General features: G+C 69.4%; 19 protein-coding genes. 10 read left to right on the forward strand and 9 right to left on the reverse strand.

Annotated elements, in window-relative coordinates:
- Positions 1-22: 22 nt before the first annotated feature.
- Together ABIE44_RS11550 and dtd are read right to left on the reverse strand one after the other, a co-directional pair.
- Positions 23-1,411 carry a tyrosine-protein kinase domain-containing protein gene (locus ABIE44_RS11550; RefSeq protein ID WP_209717796.1) on the reverse strand — a complete coding sequence of 463 codons (1,389 nt, stop codon included), beginning with the start codon at positions 1,409-1,411 and terminating at the stop codon, positions 23-25.
- 176 nt (positions 1,412-1,587) lie between these two features.
- Positions 1,588-2,016, reverse strand: a complete 429-nt coding sequence (gene dtd / locus ABIE44_RS11555) for a D-aminoacyl-tRNA deacylase (protein ID WP_209717793.1) — start codon at positions 2,014-2,016, stop codon at positions 1,588-1,590.
- 65 nt (positions 2,017-2,081) lie between these two features.
- Here dtd and ABIE44_RS11560 point away from each other — a divergent pair, with 65 nt between their 5' ends.
- A complete protein-coding gene (locus ABIE44_RS11560; RefSeq protein ID WP_209717790.1) occupies positions 2,082-3,038 on the forward strand; it encodes a DUF1707 SHOCT-like domain-containing protein in 957 nt (318 codons plus the stop codon).
- A 16-nt stretch (positions 3,039-3,054) separates the two neighbouring features.
- On the opposite strand, the gene ABIE44_RS11565 is transcribed toward ABIE44_RS11560, so the two are convergent.
- A complete protein-coding gene (locus tag ABIE44_RS11565; RefSeq protein ID WP_209717787.1) occupies positions 3,055-3,414 on the reverse strand; it encodes a DsrE family protein in 360 nt (119 codons plus the stop codon).
- Between the two features lie 236 nt (positions 3,415-3,650).
- Between ABIE44_RS11565 and ABIE44_RS11570 the strand changes: the two genes are divergently transcribed.
- The 4 genes from ABIE44_RS11570 (at position 3,651) to manA (ending at position 6,806) form a co-directional block, all read left to right on the forward strand.
- Positions 3,651-4,151: a heme-binding beta-barrel domain-containing protein gene (locus tag ABIE44_RS11570; protein ID WP_209717785.1), complete on the forward strand. Its 501-nt coding sequence runs from the start codon at positions 3,651-3,653 to the stop codon at positions 4,149-4,151.
- Between the two features lie 10 nt (positions 4,152-4,161).
- Positions 4,162-4,581 (forward strand): Fur family transcriptional regulator, encoded by a 420-nt coding sequence (locus ABIE44_RS11575; RefSeq protein ID WP_209717782.1) that lies wholly within the window; start codon positions 4,162-4,164, stop codon positions 4,579-4,581.
- A gap of 31 nt (positions 4,582-4,612) precedes the next feature.
- Positions 4,613-5,557, forward strand: coding sequence for a CAF17-like 4Fe-4S cluster assembly/insertion protein YgfZ (ygfZ, locus tag ABIE44_RS11580; RefSeq protein ID WP_209717779.1), 945 nt, complete (start codon positions 4,613-4,615; stop codon positions 5,555-5,557).
- 61 nt (positions 5,558-5,618) lie between these two features.
- Positions 5,619-6,806, forward strand: a complete 1,188-nt coding sequence (gene manA, locus ABIE44_RS11585; RefSeq protein ID WP_209717776.1) for a mannose-6-phosphate isomerase, class I — start codon at positions 5,619-5,621, stop codon at positions 6,804-6,806.
- Between the two features lie 101 nt (positions 6,807-6,907).
- Here the strand turns inward: manA and ABIE44_RS11590 are convergent, their stop codons facing one another.
- The 6 genes from ABIE44_RS11590 to ABIE44_RS11615 form a co-directional block, all read right to left on the reverse strand.
- On the reverse strand, positions 6,908-8,248 hold the full coding sequence (locus ABIE44_RS11590) for a sulfate adenylyltransferase subunit 1 (protein WP_502912732.1): 1,341 nt from the start codon (positions 8,246-8,248) through the stop codon (positions 6,908-6,910).
- The gene (gene cysD / locus ABIE44_RS11595) at positions 8,248-9,162 is read right to left on the reverse strand and encodes a sulfate adenylyltransferase subunit CysD (protein WP_209717773.1); all 915 of its coding nucleotides are present in this window, start codon (positions 9,160-9,162) and stop codon (positions 8,248-8,250) included. The genes ABIE44_RS11590 and cysD overlap by 1 nt, the downstream gene beginning before the upstream one ends.
- 123 nt (positions 9,163-9,285) lie before the next feature.
- The gene (locus tag ABIE44_RS11600) at positions 9,286-9,951 is read right to left on the reverse strand and encodes a histidine phosphatase family protein (RefSeq protein WP_209717770.1); all 666 of its coding nucleotides are present in this window, start codon (positions 9,949-9,951) and stop codon (positions 9,286-9,288) included.
- A gap of 10 nt (positions 9,952-9,961) precedes the next feature.
- The gene (locus tag ABIE44_RS11605; protein ID WP_209717767.1) at positions 9,962-10,930 is read right to left on the reverse strand and encodes a sulfite exporter TauE/SafE family protein; all 969 of its coding nucleotides are present in this window, start codon (positions 10,928-10,930) and stop codon (positions 9,962-9,964) included.
- 49 nt (positions 10,931-10,979) lie between these two features.
- Positions 10,980-12,149, reverse strand: coding sequence for an adenylyl-sulfate kinase (cysC, locus tag ABIE44_RS11610; protein WP_209717765.1), 1,170 nt, complete (start codon positions 12,147-12,149; stop codon positions 10,980-10,982).
- Positions 12,150-12,205: 56 nt separating this feature from the next.
- A complete protein-coding gene (locus ABIE44_RS11615; RefSeq protein ID WP_209717763.1) occupies positions 12,206-13,159 on the reverse strand; it encodes an asparaginase in 954 nt (317 codons plus the stop codon).
- 143 nt (positions 13,160-13,302) lie between these two features.
- Here ABIE44_RS11615 and ABIE44_RS11620 point away from each other — a divergent pair, with 143 nt between their 5' ends.
- From ABIE44_RS11620 to ABIE44_RS11640, 5 genes are all read left to right on the forward strand, one after another.
- The gene (locus ABIE44_RS11620; RefSeq protein ID WP_209717761.1) at positions 13,303-13,767 is read left to right on the forward strand and encodes a helix-turn-helix domain-containing protein; all 465 of its coding nucleotides are present in this window, start codon (positions 13,303-13,305) and stop codon (positions 13,765-13,767) included.
- Between the two features lies 1 nt (position 13,768).
- Positions 13,769-14,347: a hypothetical protein gene (locus ABIE44_RS11625; protein WP_209717759.1), complete on the forward strand. Its 579-nt coding sequence runs from the start codon at positions 13,769-13,771 to the stop codon at positions 14,345-14,347.
- 153 nt (positions 14,348-14,500) lie between these two features.
- Complete coding sequence (locus ABIE44_RS11630; protein WP_209717757.1) at positions 14,501-14,785, forward strand: DUF2516 family protein; 285 nt, start codon at positions 14,501-14,503, stop codon at positions 14,783-14,785.
- A 10-nt stretch (positions 14,786-14,795) separates the two neighbouring features.
- A complete protein-coding gene (locus ABIE44_RS11635; RefSeq protein ID WP_209717756.1) occupies positions 14,796-16,271 on the forward strand; it encodes a sugar transferase in 1,476 nt (491 codons plus the stop codon).
- 2 nt (positions 16,272-16,273) lie between these two features.
- Positions 16,274-17,281, forward strand: coding sequence for a hypothetical protein (locus ABIE44_RS11640; RefSeq protein WP_209717754.1), 1,008 nt, complete (start codon positions 16,274-16,276; stop codon positions 17,279-17,281).
- Positions 17,282-17,313: the final 32 nt, after the last annotated feature.

Raw genomic sequence — 17,313 nt, forward strand, 5'->3', positions numbered from 1 at the left:
CGCTTCGTCCGTCCGCGAGGGCTCACGACTGACGTGACTTGTCCGGCCCGTAGCCGTAGCCGTAGCCGTAACCGTAGCCGTAGCCCTTGCCGCCGCGCTTCGGCGTCATGTTGACCATGACACCGAGCAGGTTGGCATCGACCTGGGCCAGACGTGTCGTGGCTTGCTTCAGCTGCTCCTTGGTGGTCTTGCCGTGGCGGACGACCAGGATCGCGCCGTCGACGTCGCGGGCCATGATCGCGGCGTCGGAGACGGGCAGCAGCGGCGGGCCGTCGATGATCACCATGTCGAACATCTGGGAGACGCGGTCGAACAGCTCCTGGGCAGCGCGGGACTGCAGGACCTCGGTGGGGTTGGGCGGGATCGGACCGCTGGCCAGGAAGTAGATCCCCGAGTCGGTGTGCTTCTGGATGCTGTCCTGCAGCTCGCTGCGGCCGACCAGGACCGTCGTCAGACCGACCGAGCGCTCCAGGCCGAGCACGCTGGCGACCTTGGGGCGACGCAGGTCGCCGTCGACGAGCAGGACTCGCAGGCCCGTCTGGGCGAGTGCGATGGCGAGGTTCGTCGCCGTCGACGTCTTTCCTTCGCTCGGGACGGCACTGGTGATGACCAGGGCGCGCGGACGAGAGTCGAGGTCGAGGAACTGCAGGTTGGTGCGGAGGAGCCGGAACGCTTCGACGCGCGTCGAGTGGCTCCCCACCTCGGTGAGCAACGGGTGTCGGGGAACGTCCGCGTCGTAGGCGACGCTGGACAGGACGGGAGCGTCGATCGTGTTCTCGACGTCCGCGGCGGAGCTGACGGTGTTGTCGAGCACGTCCCGCAGCAGTGCCATCGCAGCGCCGATGACCAGGCCCAGGAGTGCGGCGACCACCAGGTTCAACGCCGGCTTGGGGCTGACCTGCTTGGAGCTGTACGACGCGGGGTCGGCGATCGTCGCCTTGACGGGCGAACCGCTCGGGCTCAGCTCCTTGGCGATGTAGGCAGTCAGCAGCTCGGCCTCGATGCGGGCGATCTGCTGCGCCTGGTCAGGCTTGCGGTCCTTGACCTTCAGCTCGATGATCACCGTCTGCTCGATGACGGAGGCCTCGATCTTGTCCTTCAGCTGGTCCGGCGTGTAGTTGAGGCTCGGGTCGACCTGCTTGAGCTTGTCCGCCACATCTGTCATCAGCGTGGTGTTCGTCGCGACCTGGGCGTACGACTGGACCTGCTGCGCCGCGAAGTACCCGGCCGCCACCGCGGTGCTCGGGGACCCGTCGTTGGCGTCGGCAGCGATGAAGATGCGCGAGACCGACTCGTACTGCGGGGTCTGGACGTAGGTGAACGCACCGCCGCCGAGCAGTCCCAGCAGGAAGAAGACGACGATGGTCAGCCAACGGCGCTGCACTGTGCGCAGCAGTTCCTTGAAATCCACGCTGAACTTTCTGATTCGTAGCTGGTACCACTCGACCACCGGAGTGTAGTCGGACCGGGGCCGAGGGAGGGTCCACCGCCGCGACGCTGGTCCCGGCTAGGAACGATCATGCCTTGCGAACCTGCTCGATCCACGCAAAACGACCGCAATCTTCCGGATTCTTCCGCTGGGTTCGGTCAGTCGGAGTCGAGCACCACGGTGAACGGACCGTCGTTGACCAGGTCGACGGCCATCTCGGCGCCGAACACGCCGCGTTGCACCCGGGTGCCCTGCTCCTCGAGACCGCGGCACACGAGCTCGTAGAGCGGCTCGGCCACCGGCCCGGGAGCAGCCGCGGCCCACGTCGGGCGGCGTCCCTTGCGCGCGTCGCCGTACAGGGTGAACTGGCTGATCACGAGAACCGGGGCGTCCGCCTCGGCCACCGACCGCTCCTGGCGCAGGACCCGCAGCTCGCGGACCTTGCGGACCAGCCAGGCGACCTGGTCGGGGCCGTCGTCGTGGGTGATCCCGACCAGGACGACGAGTCCGGGCTCGTCGATCCGACCGACGACGTCACCGGCGACGGTGACCGAGGCACGAGCGACCCGCTGCAGCACTGCTCTCATGCCGGACGAGGCTAGCGAGTGGCGGAGGCTGGCGAGCGCCCGAGCGCTGACCCTAGGCTGCGCGCATGGACGACATGCACCGCGCTCCGGGGAGCGGCGACAGGGATCCCGTCAGCGCTCGGATCAGGAAGGCCGTCGCCGACGGGAGGATCAGCTCCGCCGACGGCGACATCCGCCTCGGCAACGTGGCCTCGGCCTCGAGCATGAACGAGCTCCACCTGATCGTCCGCGACCTCGACCAGCTCGAGGCGACCCTGCCGGCGGGTGTTCCGCCGGTGCCGCAGAGCACCTGGACGCCGACGTCCCAGGCCGACGTCGCGCGGAGGTCCGCGACCGGTGCGGGAAGCAAGACGGTGCCGTTCCTGATCCTGGGGCTGGTCGTGGCGCTGGTCGCCGCCGGCGGCATCGCCCTGTTCGTCTTCGCCGGCTCGGACTCCGACTCGGGATCGGGCTCCGTGACGTCGGCCGAGCTGCCCGAGCCGGCGTCGCCGGGTGCGGACCCGAGCGAGGAGCCGGGGGAGGAGCCAGGGGAGGAGCCCGGTGCCGAGGGCACGCCGGCCGAGGAGCCGGAGGGCGAGAGCTTCCGGCTGACGGCCGCCGGCGTGAAGTCCTTCCTGACCGTCTACCAGCGCACGTTCGGGACCACGAAGGTCAACGACCTGACGATGTACGGCGACTACGCGATCGCCCGCGTGCCGGTCCCGGGCAAGAAGCGGAATTCGGGCCACATCTACCGCGACGGGAAGTGGAGCGAGTTCGGCGGTGTGACCGCGAACTTCCCGGGCACCGAGTCGGTGGACCTCCGCAGGCTCGACGTCGCGGCGGTGATGCGCAACCTGGCCCGGGCCAAGCGGACGCTCAACGTCGAGGACCCGAAGACGTTCTACGTGACGATCAACTTCCGGCCGCAGTTCGACGACGAGCCGAACGTGAACATCTACGTGTCCAACGAGTTCAACGAGTCCGGGTACCTCGCCACCACCCTGGGCGGCAAGGTCGAACGCGCCTACCCGTTCAGCTGAACCAGGAGTCCCTGGGTCAGTAGACGATGGCCTGCACGCCGTCCGCCAGGATCGCCTCGGTGAAGGCGGCAGCACCGGAGATCCGGGCGCCGGGCGCGAGGTCGGCCTCGGTGATGCCGCGGCGGGCGGCGCACTGCGCGCAGACGACCAGGTCGCCGGACTCGAGGACCAGGTCGCGGGCGTCGGCCAGCGATCCGGCCAGGGGCAGGTCGAAGTCCTCCGCCCGCCCCGGGACGCCCAGCCACGCGGCCTCCCCGGTGAGCCAGAGGCTGACCTGCGCTCCCGAGACGATGGCTGCGGTCGCGACGGTGAACGCCTGGCTGCAGCGCTCGGCGTCGTCGGTCCCGGCGGTGCACTTGATCACCAGACTTCGCATGCGTCGAGCCTAACGAGCGTCCCAGCCTGCTCGTGGCCGAGAGGGCGAGATCGCGGTGACGAGCGCAGCGAGGATCACCGTCGGGTTTGCGACCGGGCGCTCTAGACTCGCTCCCGTGGAAGCCTTCTTCGTGGTGCTGACGGCAGCAGTGGTGCTCGGTGTCGCCGCGTGGGCCTGGCGCGCCATCGACGCGTTCCTGAACCTGACCGCCCTCGAGCCCGGAGACGAGTAGAGACGTGCCGTTCGAGATCCCCGAGAACATCCATCCGAACTGCGCCCGGCTCGCCTGGATCATCGGCACCTGGGCCGGCAACGGTCACGGCGAGTACGAGGGCATCGACAGCTTCCAGTTCGGTCAGGAGCTGATCTTCCAGCAGGACGGGCGTCCCTTCATCCACTTCATGAGCCGCGCCTGGATCATCGACGCCGAGGGCAACCACGTGCGCGAGGCGGCCCAGGAGACGGGCTTCTTCCGGCCCCAGGAGGACGGCAGCCTCGAGGTCGTGATGACCCACAACACCGGTTTCGTGGAGATCTGGCACGGTGAGCTGCACCCCGAGCAGCCGCGCTTCGAGATCGTCACCGACGCCGTGGCGCGCACCGGGTCCGCCAAGGAGTACGCCGGTGGCAAGCGCCTCTACGGCTACGTCAACGGAGACCTGCTGTACGCCTTCGACATGGCAGCGATGGGCAAGGAGCTGCAGCCGCACACGCACGCGCAGCTGGTGCGTCAGTGAGGCCGGACCGGTGACGGACTGGCAGACCCGGCTGCGGGAGAGCGGTCACCGGTTGACCCCGCAGCGCGAGCTCGTGCTGGCGGCGGTCGAGACACTCGGGCACGCGACCCCGGACGAGATCTACGCCGAGGTGCGTACCCGGTCCGACGCGATCAACCTGTCCACCGTCTACCGGACCCTGGAGCTTCTCGACGACCTCGGGCTGATCCGGCACGCCCACCTCACCGACCGGGCGCCGACGTACCACTCGGCCACGGGTCACGAGCACTCCCACCTCGTCTGCCGAGGCTGCTCGCGCGTGATCAGCGTGGGTCGCTCGAGGATGGAGCACGCCCTGGCGGACCTGGCCGCGGAGTACGGCTTCGACCCCGACTACGGGCACCTCTCGGTCTTCGGCCGGTGCGCCGACTGCGTCGGGTCCACGGAATGAGGACGGCCTCCCCGACGTTGGGACCAACGTGATGACCAGCCCTCTGCTCGCCCTCCCCGGAGCCGTCGCCGGAAACGGCGTGGACGCCTCCGTGGCCGCGCACTACGGCTCCTTCCACGGCGAGCAACGGGCCCTGGAGCAGGGCGAGGGGTTCGTCGACCTGTCGCACCGCGAGGTCGTCCGGATCTCCGGTCCCGACCGGTTGGACTGGCTGCACTCGCTGACCACGCAGCACCTCACCGGTCTGCTGCCGGGCCAGCAGACGGTCACGCTGGTCCTCTCGCCCCAGGGCCACCTCGAGCACACCCTGTACGGCGTCGACGACGGCGAGGCGTTCACCGCGCACGTCGAGCCCGGCGCTGCTGCCGCGCTGGTGGAGTGGCTCGACCGGATGCGTTTCATGCTGCGGGTCGAGGTCGCGGACGTGACGGCTGAGGTCGCGGTCGCCTGGCGGCCGGGACCCGAGGACTTCGGACGGTACGACCTGGTGCCGCGAGCCGAGCTCACGGCGTACGCCGAGGCTGCCGGCCCGGCAGCGGGGCTGTGGGCGTTCGAGGCGCTGCGCATCGCTCGCGGCGAACCGCGCGCCGGCCTGGACACCGACGCCCGCACCATCCCGAACGAGATCGGCTGGATCCCGCGCGGCGTGCACCTCGACAAGGGTTGCTACCGGGGTCAGGAGACGGTCGCGCGCGTGCACACGCTCGGTCGGCCGCCGCGTCGGCTCACGCTGCTGCACCTCGACGGCTCCGACAACAGGCTGCCGGCCCAGGGCACCCCGCTGGTCCACGGCGGCCGCGAGATCGGCTTCGTCGGGACCTCGGCGCGGCACCACGAGCTGGGGCCGATCGCCCTGGCCCTGCTCAAGCGAGCGGTGCCGGTTGACGTGACGCTCGAGGTGGACGGCATCGCCGCAGCCCAGGAGGTCGTGGTCGACCCCGAGGTGGGTCTGCACGTCCGTCGGCGTCTCGGCTGAGGCCGCTCCGGGCTCCACGGTTGCCCTGAAAGGGCGTGCCCCGCTGTTCTAGGGTGGAGCAATGCATCGGCTCCGCAACGGCGTGAAGAATTACGACTGGGGTTCGCCGGACGCGATCCCGCAGTTCCTCGGCGACGGTGGTTCGACCGACCCGATCGCAGAGGTCTGGATCGGCACGCACCCGCTGTCCCCGTCGATCGTCCTCGAGGACGACGGCAGCGAGCGTCTGTTGTCCGACCTCACCGGTGACCTGCCGTACATGGTGAAGCTGCTCGCGGCCGCACGCCCGTTGTCGCTCCAGGTGCACCCCTCCAAGCCGCTCGCGGAAATCGGTTTCGCGCGGGAGGAGGAGGCCGGTGTGCCGCTCGACGCCCCCCACCGCGTCTACAAGGACGCGAACCACAAGCCGGAGATGGTTTACGCGCTGAGCACGTTCGACTCACTGATCGGTTTCCGGCCGAGCGCCGAGATCCTGCGCGTTCTCGGTCCGCTGGACACCGAGCTGACCCAGCGGCTCTCCGACGAGCTGCGGGCCGACCCCGGGTTCGCGACGATCGTGAAGCTCATCGAGCACCTGCTCACCGCCGACATCGACCGCGCGGAGGTGCGGCGGATCGTCGAGGCCTGCCGCGGGTTGAGCGAGGTCGGGCTCGACATCAAGCGCGCGTACCAGACGGCGGTCGAGATCGCGGAGCACTACCCGGAGGACATCGGCGTGGTGATTGCGCTGATGCTCAACCGGATGACGCTGCAGCCCGGCGAGGCCGCGTTCCTGGACACCGGCGTGATCCACGCGCACCTGTCCGGCCTGTGCGTCGAGGTGATGGCGAACTCGGACAACGTCCTCCGGGCCGGCCTGACCAGCAAGCACATCGACACGGCCGGGCTGGTCGCCTGCCTGCAGGGCGGGATGGCCAGGGTCGCCCGGGTCACGCCCGACTTCCTCGACTACGACACCGAGGTGTTCTCGCCGGCGGGCGGGAACTTCGCGCTCGCCGTCACGCAGATCTCCGCCGCAGCGCCCGAGGGCGTCGAGCTGGTGCGCGGTGACGGCAGCGTGCTGATGTGCACCGGCGGAAACGTCACCATCACCACCGACGCCGGTGGCAAGGTCGACCTGCGTCGGGGCGAGTCGGTCTACCTCGACGCGGACGACCGCGGTGCGACGGTGCACGGCTTGGGCGAGGTCGCCCAGGCGTACGTGCCCTCCTCGCGTGCGCTGCGCTCGCGCCTGGTCGACGTGGTCTGACTGGTTGGTTGAGGTGCGGCCGCGCTAGCGGTCGCCTCGAAAACTCCGGACCTATGCGCAGAGCTCACCAGGTTTCGAGGCCCGCGCTGAGCGCGGGCACCTCAACCAACCTGCGTCAGGAGCGGTCGTTGATCATGCCGGCGCCGACGGTCACGCCGGTCGCCTCGTCGATCAGGATGAACGAGCCGGTGGTCCGGTTCTTCGAGTAGGGGGTCGCACAGCAGCGGGACCGTCGTGCGCAGCTGCACCCGACCGATCTCGTTCAGGGCGAGCTCCTTGGTGTCCTGGTCGCGGTGCAGGGTGTTGATGTCGAGCCGGTACTGGATGTCCTTGACCAGTGCCCGCCCCGTGCGGGTGGTGTGCTTGATCGCGAGCTTCTGGCCCTTGCGCAGCGGCTCGTTCGTCATCCAGCAGACCATCGCGTCGATGTCCTGGCTCGGCTTCGGCGCGTTGTTCACCCGGGCGATCATGTCGCCGCGGGAGACGTCCACGTCGTCCTCGAGCCGGACCGTCACCGACATCGGCGGGAACGCTTCTGCGATCTCGCGGTCGAACAGGTCGATGCCGGCGATCTTCGAGGTCATGCCGGAGGGCAGCACGACGACCTCGTCGCCGGGCTTGAGGACGCCGCTGGCGACCATGCCGCCGTACCCGCGGTAGTCGTGGAACTCGTCGGACTTCGGCCGTACGACGTACTGCACCGGGAAGCGGGCGTCGACCAGGTCGCGGTCCGATGCCACGTGCACGTTCTCGAGGTGGTGCATCAGCGACGGGCCCTGGTACCAGTCCATGTTCTCGGACCGGTTCACCACGTTGTCGCCGGCGAGTGCCGAGATCGGGATGACCTGCAGGTCGGGGATGTTCAGCTTCGTCGCGAACGAGGTGAACTCGGCCTGGATCTTGTCGTACACCTCTTGGCTGTAGTCGACGAGGTCCATCTTGTTCACCGCGAGGACGAGGTGCGGGACGCGGAGCAAGGAGAGCAGCACCGCGTGCCGGCGGGACTGCTCGGTGAGGCCCTGGCGGGCGTCGACGAGGACGAGTCCGAGGTCGGCGGTGGAGGCACCGGTGACCATGTTCCGGGTGTACTGCACGTGCCCGGGGGTGTCGGCGATGATGAACTTGCGGTTCGGCGTCGCGAAGTAGCGGTACGCCACGTCGATGGTGATGCCTTGCTCGCGCTCGGAGCGCAGACCGTCGGTCAGCAGCGCCAGGTCGGTGTAGTCGTAGCCCTTGGCCTCGCTGGTGGCCTCGACGGCCTCGAGCTGGTCCTCGAAGATCGACTTGGAGTCGAGCAGCAGACGACCGATCAGGGTGGACTTGCCGTCGTCGACCGAGCCGGCGGTGGCGAAGCGGAGCAGGTCCATGCCACGGCCGACGTTGTGCGCGGTCGACTTCAGCTGCTCGTCGTCGTGAAAGCGTGCATTTTCGGGGGCGGGCATCAGAAGTAGCCTTCCTTCTTGCGGTCTTCCATGGCTGCCTCGGAGAACCGGTCGTCACCGCGGGTGGCGCCGCGCTCGGTGACCCGGGCGATCGCGACCTCGTCGATGATCTCGTCGATGGTCGACGCGGTGCTCTCCACGCAGCCGGTCAGCGTCAGGTCGCCGACGGTGCGGAACCGGACGGTCCGCTCGCTGGCCTCCTCGCCCGGCTTGCAGGGGTTGAACTCGCTCTCGGTGAGCAGCATCCCGTCGCGCTCGAAGACGCGGCGCTGGTGGGAGTAGTAGATGGAGGGGATCTCGATGCCCTCGCGACCGATGTAGTGCCAGACGTCGAGCTCGGTCCAGTTGCTGATCGGGAAGATCCGCATGTGCTCGCCCGCGTGCAGCCGGCCGTTGTAGAGGCTCCACAGCTCGGGGCGCTGGTTCTTCGGGTCCCACTGGCCGAACTCGTCGCGGTGGGAGTAGACGCGCTCCTTGGCGCGGGCCTTCTCCTCGTCGCGGCGGCCACCACCGAAGGCGGCGGTGAAGCCCTCCTCCTCGATGGCGTTGAGCAGGGTGCCGATCTGGTGGCGGTTGCGCGAGGTCTTGCCGTCGTCGACGACGATGCCCTTGGCCAGGGCCTCCTCGACGCTCGCGACGATGAGGCGGACACCGAGGCGGTTGACCCAGTTGTCCCGGGTGGCGAGCACCTCGGGGAAGTCGTAGCCGGTGTCGACTTGCAGCACCGGGAACGGGATCTTCGCCGGGTAGAAGGCCTTCTCCGCCAGGCGCATCATGACGATGGAGTCCTTGCCGCCCGAGAACATCAGGACGGGCTTCTCGAACTCCGCCGCGACCTCGCGGAAGATGTGGATCGACTCCGCCTCGAGCTGGTCGAGCTGGCTCAGCCGGTAGTCGGCGTGGGTCTGGGACATGAGGGCCTCTCGGTGACTGTGCGCCCGCACGGGGCAGCGCACATCGTATCGAGTCGTCGTACGACGGGGCTCATCGTCTCACAGGAGTGGAACGTGTTCTAGTTTTCGGTTCGGACGGACCACTCAGACCTCGTCGAGGTCGGCGCCCGTCGGGTCCGGAGCGGTCTCGTCCTCGAGGTAGGCGCCGCCGATCGGATCGGCCACCCACGACACGACCGACCAGCCGGACGCCGGGTCACCGTCGAGCTCGATGCACGCGGTGTTGTTGAAGCCCTGGGTCGCCATCTCGTGCGTCTCGGAGTCCGTGACGCGGTTCGACACCCACGTCCGGATGGCCGCTCCGTGGCTGACCAGCAGTGCGACCTCGTGCCCGTCGGCCGCGATCCGGGCGACCGCGTCGTCGTACCGGGCGAGGAACTCGTGACCGGTCTCGGCCCCGGACATCTGCTTGTCCAGGCGCCGCTCGATCCAGTCGGCGACGGTGCCGACGTACCCGAGGATCGAGTCCTCGTCGGTGGCCATCTCGTAGTCGCCGGCGGAGATCTCGCGCAGCCCTTCGAGGGTGACCGGCTCCAGGCCGAGGGCCTCGGCGAGCGGGGCGCCGGTCTGCCCGGTACGCACCAGTGCCGAGGTGTAGATGCCGGTGATGCCACGGTCGGCGAGTGCCAGCGCAGCGCTCTCGGCCTGCTGGATGCCGAGGTCGGTCAGGTCCGCCCCCGGGTACGCCGTGTCCAGGGCGCCGATCGCGTTGCCATGGGTCTGGCCGTGGCGCAGGAGCAGAAGACGCATGTTCGGAATGCTACGGACCGGAGTTGTCGTTGCGGTGAACGGGCTGCTCGGGCGTCTCGGGCAGTCGCCAGGCGGTCGCGTCGTTGTCGAAGTTCGGTAGGCCGTGGCGCTGCCGGATGAAGCCCCAGGCCAGCGGACCGAGCAGCAGGATGCCGGCGCCGAGGAAGCCGATCGTCTCCGGCGGGACGCCGAGCATCTTCAGGCCGGTCAGCGTCAGCACGATCACGATGCCGCGCCGGATCACCGACTGCGACACCCAGCTCGACATCTGCGCCCCGAGGTAGGTGCCCGGACTGCCGCCGAGGACCAACGGGATCAGCACCGCCCACTCGACACCCTCGTTGACGACGTGACCGATCGCTGCTGCAAATACCAGCGGGACGGCCTGGACGAGGTCGGTGCCGACCAGCTTGAGCGCCGTCATCGTCGGGTAGAGGAGCAGCAACGCGACCATGATCACCGAGCCGGAGCCGACGCTGGTGATGCCGACCAGCAGTCCGCCGATCGCACCGACGAGCACCGTCGGGAGAGCACGGACGTGCGGCTCGGCGCTGGGCACGACGTTGCCGGAGCTGACCAGACGCAGCTGCAGGTAGATGCGCAACGCGTAGGAGCCGGCCGCGAGCAGGAGTGCGTACCCGATGGCGGCGGTGAGGAACTCGGTCTTCGCCTCGGTGTCGCCGACCGCCTTGACGATGAACCCGCCGGCGAAGGCGCACGGAACCGAGCCGAGCATCAGCAGGCCCGCGAGCCGCAGGTTCGGTGAGCCCTTGCGCCAGTGCACCGCGGCACCGACGGACTTGTTGACGCTCGCCGCCACCAGGTCGTTGGCGACCGCCGTGGCCGGGTTGATGCCCAGGAAAATCAGGGCGGGTGTCATCAGGGCACCGCCGCCCATGCCCGTGAGCCCGACGACGATGCCGACGCCGAAGCTGACGGCGAGTACGGAGGCGGCGTCGAGCGTGAAGAGGTCGTGCACAGGTCAGTCCATGTCTGTTGGTCAAGCAGAACGTGGTGGATGAAGCAGGTCAGCCGGTGGCGACTACCTCGAACGGGAGAACGGCGAGGACGTCGCTCAGGGCATCCTCGATGGTGCGTCCGGTGGTGTCCACCGCGACGGCGGCGTCGGCGGGGACTTCGTAGGGGCTGGAGATGCCGGTGAACTCGGGGATCTCGCCTGCCCGGGCCTTGGCGTACAGGCCCTTGCGGTCGCGGCGCTCGCACTCCTCCAGGGGTGTCGCCACATGCACCAGGACGAACTCGCCACCCGCGGACTCCACCATCGCGCGCACCTGCTGCCGGGTCTCGTCGAACGGCGCGATCGGGGAGCAGATGGCGACGCCGCGGTGTCGGGCGATCTCGGCGGCCACCCAGCCGATGCGCCGGATGTTGGTCTCCCGGTCGGCCTTGGAGAAGGACAGTCCGGCTGACAGGTTCCGGCGTACGACGTCGCCGTCGAGGCTGGTCACGGTGCGCTCGCCCTGCTCCAGCACGAGGTCCAGCAACGCCTGTGCCAGCGTCGACTTGCCGCTCCCGGACAGGCCGGTGAAGAACACGACGACGCCGGGATTCTTCGGCTGGTCGGCATCGACGACGGCGGCGACGGCGTCGGGGTGCTCGCCGGTCCCGGCGACCGCGAGGATCTCGCCGGCCGCGTAGTTCGCGCTCACCCGGAGGCCGAGCTCGTGGTCAGCGGCCGGGTCTCCGTGAGCGGCCAGCGGGACGGCGACGACGTGCGCATCGCCGAGCAGCTCGGCCGCGGCGAGCGACGCCCGCACCAGGCCCACCGGGCTGACGTCCTGCGGGGTCCCGGTGCCGACGAACGCGAGCAGCACGACCGGGCGACCCCTCCGGGCCGCGCCGATCGCGATCAGGTCGTCGTCGGTGAGCGCGCCCGCTACCGGGACGGTGAGCGCGTCCGGGTAGGTCTCCCGGGTCTGCGCCGGGGAGAGGTGCAGCCGGCGGAACGGCCCGTACGCCGGCCGTGCCAGCTCCGTCAGGCCGTTCGCGCTCACTCGAGCCAGCGGCAGCCCCTCGGGGTCGACGAGCTCGACCTCGTCCTCGCCGACCAGCTCGGCCGGCAGGGACAGGCGGACCGGACCCGCGTCGTCGAACGTGGTGAGCGGCGCCAGGCCGCCGTTGAGGAGGAGCTCGAGGTCGTCGAGCTCACGGGGCGACGGGCAGAACTGGGCGGTCACGGCGTCATGCTCCCACGACGCCGCCTTGCCGCCACCCGACGTCCAGCGCCGCCTCCTCAAAGGACCGCGCGGACCTCGCCGACGACCCGGTCGCCACCCAGCAGCGGCGCTGCCCCGGTGCGCCGTACGGCCTCGGTGTCGACGCCGGCCTCGGTGCTGACCCCGAGCTGATCCAGCAGCGCCGCCATCACGACCGGCCGCGCCCGGATGCCTCCGTCGTCGGCCTTCAGGGCGAAGGCGCGCCCGTCGGTGAGCGCGACCACGTAGCAGGACTCGGCGCCGGCCTTGGCGATCGCGCCGGGGATCGCGGTGACCAGGGCGAGCTCGTCCCGGGTCGTCCCGGACACGTACGCCGGGAAGCGCCGCATCGCCCTGGCGACCTTCGCCAGCGCGGGTTCCTCGCTGGTGGCCAGGCGGCCGAACGCGCGCGCCAGACCGGTCAGCGAGGTCGCCAGCAGGGGAGCGCCGCACCCGTCGACAGCGGTGTGCGCGACGGGTTCGCCGGTGAGGTCGGCGAACGTGCCCGCGAGCGCGCGCTGCAACGGGTGCTGAGGGTCCAGGTAGGTCTCGAGCGGCCAGTCGTTGACGACGCAGGTCGCCAGCATCGCGGCGTGCTTGCCCGAGCAGTTCATCGTGAGCACCGACGCCTCGCCGCCTGCGCGGAGCAGGTCGTCCTTGATGCCGTCGAGCAGCGGCCATCCCACCGGGTTGCGCAGGGCCGACGCCCCGAGTCCGACCGAGGCGAGGATGCGCTCGACGGCCTCGACGTGGAACGGCTCTCCGGAGTGCGAAGCCGCCGCAAGCGCGAGCAGCTCGTCGTCCAGGGCGAGTCCGGCGCGGACCATGCCGACCGCCTGCAGGGGCTTGTTGCAGGACCGTGGCAGCACCGGGGAGTCCACGTCGCCTCGCGCGTACGCCGCGCTGCCGTCGGTCCCGAGGGCGACCACCGAGCCGTGGTGGTGGCCCTCGACGAAGCCGGAGCGGACGACCTCAGCGATCACCGGAAGCATGCTCGTCAGGGTAGGTGACGGCGTGTTCCGGCCTTGCTTGCTAGCGCCGGTTTGGTTGAAGAGTTGCCTATTTATGGGCCGTGTGACCCGTTTCACCGTTCCGCAATTTGCATGGTGCTAGCAATAGTTAGCACCATGGGCTCATGGCCAAGAAGCTCAACGTCGGTCTGACCGTCGAGACCCTGGGTGGGTACCTGCGCGAGCAGCGTGACGCCGCCGGGATGTCGCTGCGTCAGCTGGCTGAGCAGGCGGGTGTCTCCAACCCGTACTTGAGCCAGATCGAACGCGGGCTCCGCAAGCCGTCCGCGGAGGTGCTGCAGCAGCTCGCCAAGGCCCTCCGAATCTCTGCCGAGCAGGTCTACGTCCAAGCCGGGATCCTCAAGCCCGACGACGACCAGGTCCGGTCGGTGGAGCTGGCAGTACTCGCTGATCCCGTGCTCAACGCCCGGCAGAAGCAGGCCCTCCTCGCGGTGTACCAGTCCTTCCGGGCTGAGGCCGCTGGTGCTGAGCCGGAGGAGCACGGGAGCAACGACGCTCCCACCCCCGACCCCGAGAACACCCCCCAGCCGGTGACAACCCCGCCGGTGAACCCAACCGAAGGAAGCTGACATGGCTAAGACCCAGTTCAACGCCGACAAGATCAAGACCGAGGCCAAGAAGCCGCTGTTCGCCGCCGCCGGCGCGACCGAGCTGGCCGTCGAGAAGGCTCGCGGCTACGCCACCGAGGCGACCAAGGCGACCCAGGCGCAGATCGACGCCGCCCAGACCCGGGTCTCCGGCGTCCAGGCCCGCGTCTCGAAGGTCGAGTTCGACTCCAAGAAGGTCCAGGCCGAGGCCAAGGCCCGCGTCGAGAAGCTGCAGGCCGACGCGAAGGACGCGCAGGCCAAGTTCGAGGCCCGCGTGAACGAGCTCCAGAAGGAGGCCGCGGACTTCCCGGCCAAGTTCGAGGCGAAGCTGAACGAGGCGCTCAAGGACCTGAACACGACGTACGCCGACCTGGCCGAGCGGGGCGAGAAGTTCGTCGCCGCTGTCCGCAAGGACGGCGTCAAGGCCGTCACCGCGAAGAAGGCCACCAAGAGCACCGCGAAGAAGGCGCCGGCGAAGAAGGCCCCCGCCAAGAAGGCTCCGGCGAAGAAGGCTGCTGCCAAGAAGGCTCCGGCGAAGAAGGCTGCCAAGAAGGCCAGCTGACCTCCGTCACCTGATGGGCCCCTGGGGATCGCTCCCCGGGGGCCTCTCTGCGTCCCCCTCTGCGTCCGCCTCTGGGTCCCCGGGCGCGCGACGCGAGACGCCGATGTGGAGGTACTCCCCACGAGGCGCGGGCAACCCCTCTAGGCTTGGCGGGTGTTCTTCGCCGACCTGCAGTACAGCATCACGACCGTCGTGTACTTCGTGCTGCTCGCCGTCAAGCTGTGGGCGCTCGTCGACGCCTCCTTGCGTCCTGCCGCCGCCTACGACGCGGCGGACAAGCTGACCAAGACCGGCTGGCTCTGGATCCTCGGTCTCACCTTCCTGGCCCACCTGCTCCTGGGCAGCTTCCTGCTCTCGATCCTGGGTACGGTCGCGGCCTTCGTCTACCTGCTCGACGTCAAGCCCGCCCTGGCGGAGCTGACCCGGCGGCGCCGGTGAGGACCTCTCTGTGACCGACCAGCTCCCTGACCACGAGACCGACGCCGGAACCGAGGCTGCGACTCAGCGGCCGCGCCTGAACGAGCGCATCCGGCACATGCTGGTAGGGGTGTTCCTCCTCGACGCGGGCGTCCTGTTCGTCACCTCGGTCCTGGCCTGGTACTGGCAGGGCTCCATCGACAAGAGGTGGCCCGAACCCCCCTACCCGTTCCACTGGGCGCCGGTGCTCGGCCCCGGGCTGATCATCACCTGGTTGCTCATGCTCGTCGTCCTCGGCGCGTACCGGACACGCAACTACGGGACCGGGTTCGAGGAGTTCCGTGCGATCACGGTGGCCTCGGCGATCACCTTCGGGCTCGCCTGCGCCGGGGGCTTCCTGTCGTACTACCAGCCGACCCGCGGGTACGTCCTCATCTTCTTCGCCCTCGGCACTCCCATGCTGCTGCTGGTCCGCTATGTCGACCGGCAGACGCTGCACAGCGCTCGCAAGCAGGGGCGCCTGGCCATCCGGACGATCGCCGTCGGGTCGCCGGTCGCGGTCGCCGAGCTGGTGGAGGTGCTCGATCGGGCGCCGTGGATGGGCTACCGCCTCGTCGGCATGTGCGTGCCCGGTGCGCAGGACCATCTCGAGACCGGCGTCCCGGTCTTCGGTGACATCGAGGACGTGCGTCAGGTCGCGATCGACCAGGGCGCGGACGCCGTGATCGTCGCCGGCGGTTCGTACTCCTCGGCAGCCGACCTACGCCGTCTCGGGTGGGCGCTCCAGGGTCTCTCGATGGAGATGCTGGTGGTCCCCTCGCTCACCGACATCGCCGGTCCGCGGGTCCACATGCGGCACGTCGCCGGCCTGCCGTTCGTGCAGGTCGAGGAGCCGCAGAGCGACCGCGCCGGTGGCTGGATCAAGCGCGCTTTCGACGTGTCCGCGGCCTCGGTCGTGGTCTTCCTCCTCTCCCCGCTGCTGATCGCCACGGCGCTCATCATCTGGGTGCAGGACCGCGGCCCGGTGTTCTACCGGCAGACCCGGGTCGGCATCCGCGGCACCGAGTTCAAGATGATCAAGTTCCGCTCGATGGTGGTCAACGCCGAAGCGCTGCGCGCCGAGCTCGAGCAGCACAACGAGGTCGACGGGGTGCTGTTCAAGATGACCAACGACCCGCGGATCACGGCGTTCGGTCGGTTCATCCGGAAGTACTCGATCGACGAGCTCCCCCAGCTGCTCAACGTGCTCAAGGGCGAGATGAGCCTGGTCGGCCCACGGCCCCTGCTCCCCGCCGACGTCGAGCGGTACGAGAAGGACACCCACCGCAGGATGCTGGTGCGACCGGGCATGACCGGCCTCGGCCAGGTCTCGGGCCGCTCCGACCTGTCCTGGGCGGAGACGGTCCGTCTCGATCTCTACTACGTCGACAACTGGTCGATGGTCATCGACCTCGTGATCATGGTGAAGACCGTCAAGGCCGTCCTGGTGTCCGAGGGTGCGTACTGAGCATGCCCCGCGCGGCTGGCACCACCTCGGCGCTGGTCGGCGCGCTCGTCGCTGCGCTCGTGCTCCTCAGCGGCTGCGGTGGTGATCCGGGAGGAAAGACCGGCGGTGGCGGTGGCGGCGGCGAGGACGGAGCCGAGGTCACGCTGGCCGCGAAGACCTGCTGGACCTCGGAGACGCTCGGCGCGGACCCCCAGGACATCCTGAAGCTGTCGGAGAAGTACGCAGTCACCTACTTCGACGCGGCGAACGCACTGGCGGCGAAGCCGGCGTTCACCGAGACCGAGGCCTGCGGGGACGCGCACCACGTCGAGATCTACAAGGTCGTGCCGGTGGCCTCGGTGAAGCCGGCGGTCACCAGCTACGCCTCCTTGCTGCAGCCGAACCAGGCTGCCTACCGGCGGCTGTCGGAGTCGGTGGAGAAGGCCTGCATGAACAAGGTTCTCGCGAGCACGGCGAAGAAGACCAAGCTCGAGGGGGTGATCGCCGAGCCGGCGTTCCCGGACGGCGTGACCTTGGGGTGGGCGCCTCCGTCGCCGCAGCAGTGGGAACGCGGACAGCGGGTCTACGCGTGCACGGTGACCTCGAAGAAGGCCGTGAAGTTCAGCTACGCGGCGGTCTTCTCGAAACGCTTCCCGACCTCGCTGCGCACCTGCATCGACAGCCGCAAGCTCGTGTACCTGGACTGCGCCCGCAAGCACGACCGCGAGACGATCGCGATCCTCGACGTCCGTCTTCCGGTCGCTGCGGGTCGGTTCCCGGGGAAGAAGGGCATCCGCCTGGGTCCCGACGGTCGGTACGTCGACGTCCCCGCCGGCGTCCTGGCGCAGCTGGACAAGGCCTGCACGTCCTACCTGCGCTCGGTCTCCACGACCAAGAAGCTGACCGGCATCGCCGAGATCGACCCGGACCGCTGGCCGCTCGCCGACGGGACCTACCCGGTGGCGTGCGAGGCCGACGTGCCGATCACCTCGAAGTCGATCGTCACCACCGGGTCGGTCTACAACCGCTGAGCGCCGCCAGGCGCGACGCTCAACGACTCGGT

Origin of the sequence: Marmoricola sp. OAE513 (genome assembly GCF_040546585.1) — a bacterium.
GTDB lineage: Bacteria > Actinomycetota > Actinomycetes > Propionibacteriales > Nocardioidaceae > Marmoricola.

Excerpts from the sequence above, each read along its gene's own strand:
- ygfZ (WP_209717779.1), top strand. The coding sequence starts at position 4,613 with ATGACCAGCCCTCTGCTCGCCCTCCCCGGAGCCGTCGCCGGAAACGGC.
- dtd (WP_209717793.1), bottom strand. The coding sequence starts at position 2,016 with ATGAGAGCAGTGCTGCAGCGGGTCGCTCGTGCCTCGGTCACCGTCGCC.
- ABIE44_RS11615 (WP_209717763.1), bottom strand. The coding sequence starts at position 13,159 with ATGCTTCCGGTGATCGCTGAGGTCGTCCGCTCCGGCTTCGTCGAGGGC.
- cysD (WP_209717773.1), bottom strand. The coding sequence starts at position 9,162 with ATGTCCCAGACCCACGCCGACTACCGGCTGAGCCAGCTCGACCAGCTC.
- ABIE44_RS11640 (WP_209717754.1), top strand. The coding sequence starts at position 16,274 with ATGCCCCGCGCGGCTGGCACCACCTCGGCGCTGGTCGGCGCGCTCGTC.
- ABIE44_RS11625 (WP_209717759.1), top strand. The coding sequence starts at position 13,769 with ATGGCTAAGACCCAGTTCAACGCCGACAAGATCAAGACCGAGGCCAAG.
- ABIE44_RS11565 (WP_209717787.1), bottom strand. The coding sequence starts at position 3,414 with ATGCGAAGTCTGGTGATCAAGTGCACCGCCGGGACCGACGACGCCGAG.
- manA (WP_209717776.1), top strand. The coding sequence starts at position 5,619 with ATGCATCGGCTCCGCAACGGCGTGAAGAATTACGACTGGGGTTCGCCG.
- ABIE44_RS11560 (WP_209717790.1), top strand. The coding sequence starts at position 2,082 with ATGGACGACATGCACCGCGCTCCGGGGAGCGGCGACAGGGATCCCGTC.
- ABIE44_RS11620 (WP_209717761.1), top strand. The coding sequence starts at position 13,303 with ATGGCCAAGAAGCTCAACGTCGGTCTGACCGTCGAGACCCTGGGTGGG.
- ABIE44_RS11590 (WP_502912732.1), bottom strand. The coding sequence starts at position 8,248 with ATGCCCGCCCCCGAAAATGCACGCTTTCACGACGACGAGCAGCTGAAG.
- ABIE44_RS11600 (WP_209717770.1), bottom strand. The coding sequence starts at position 9,951 with ATGCGTCTTCTGCTCCTGCGCCACGGCCAGACCCATGGCAACGCGATC.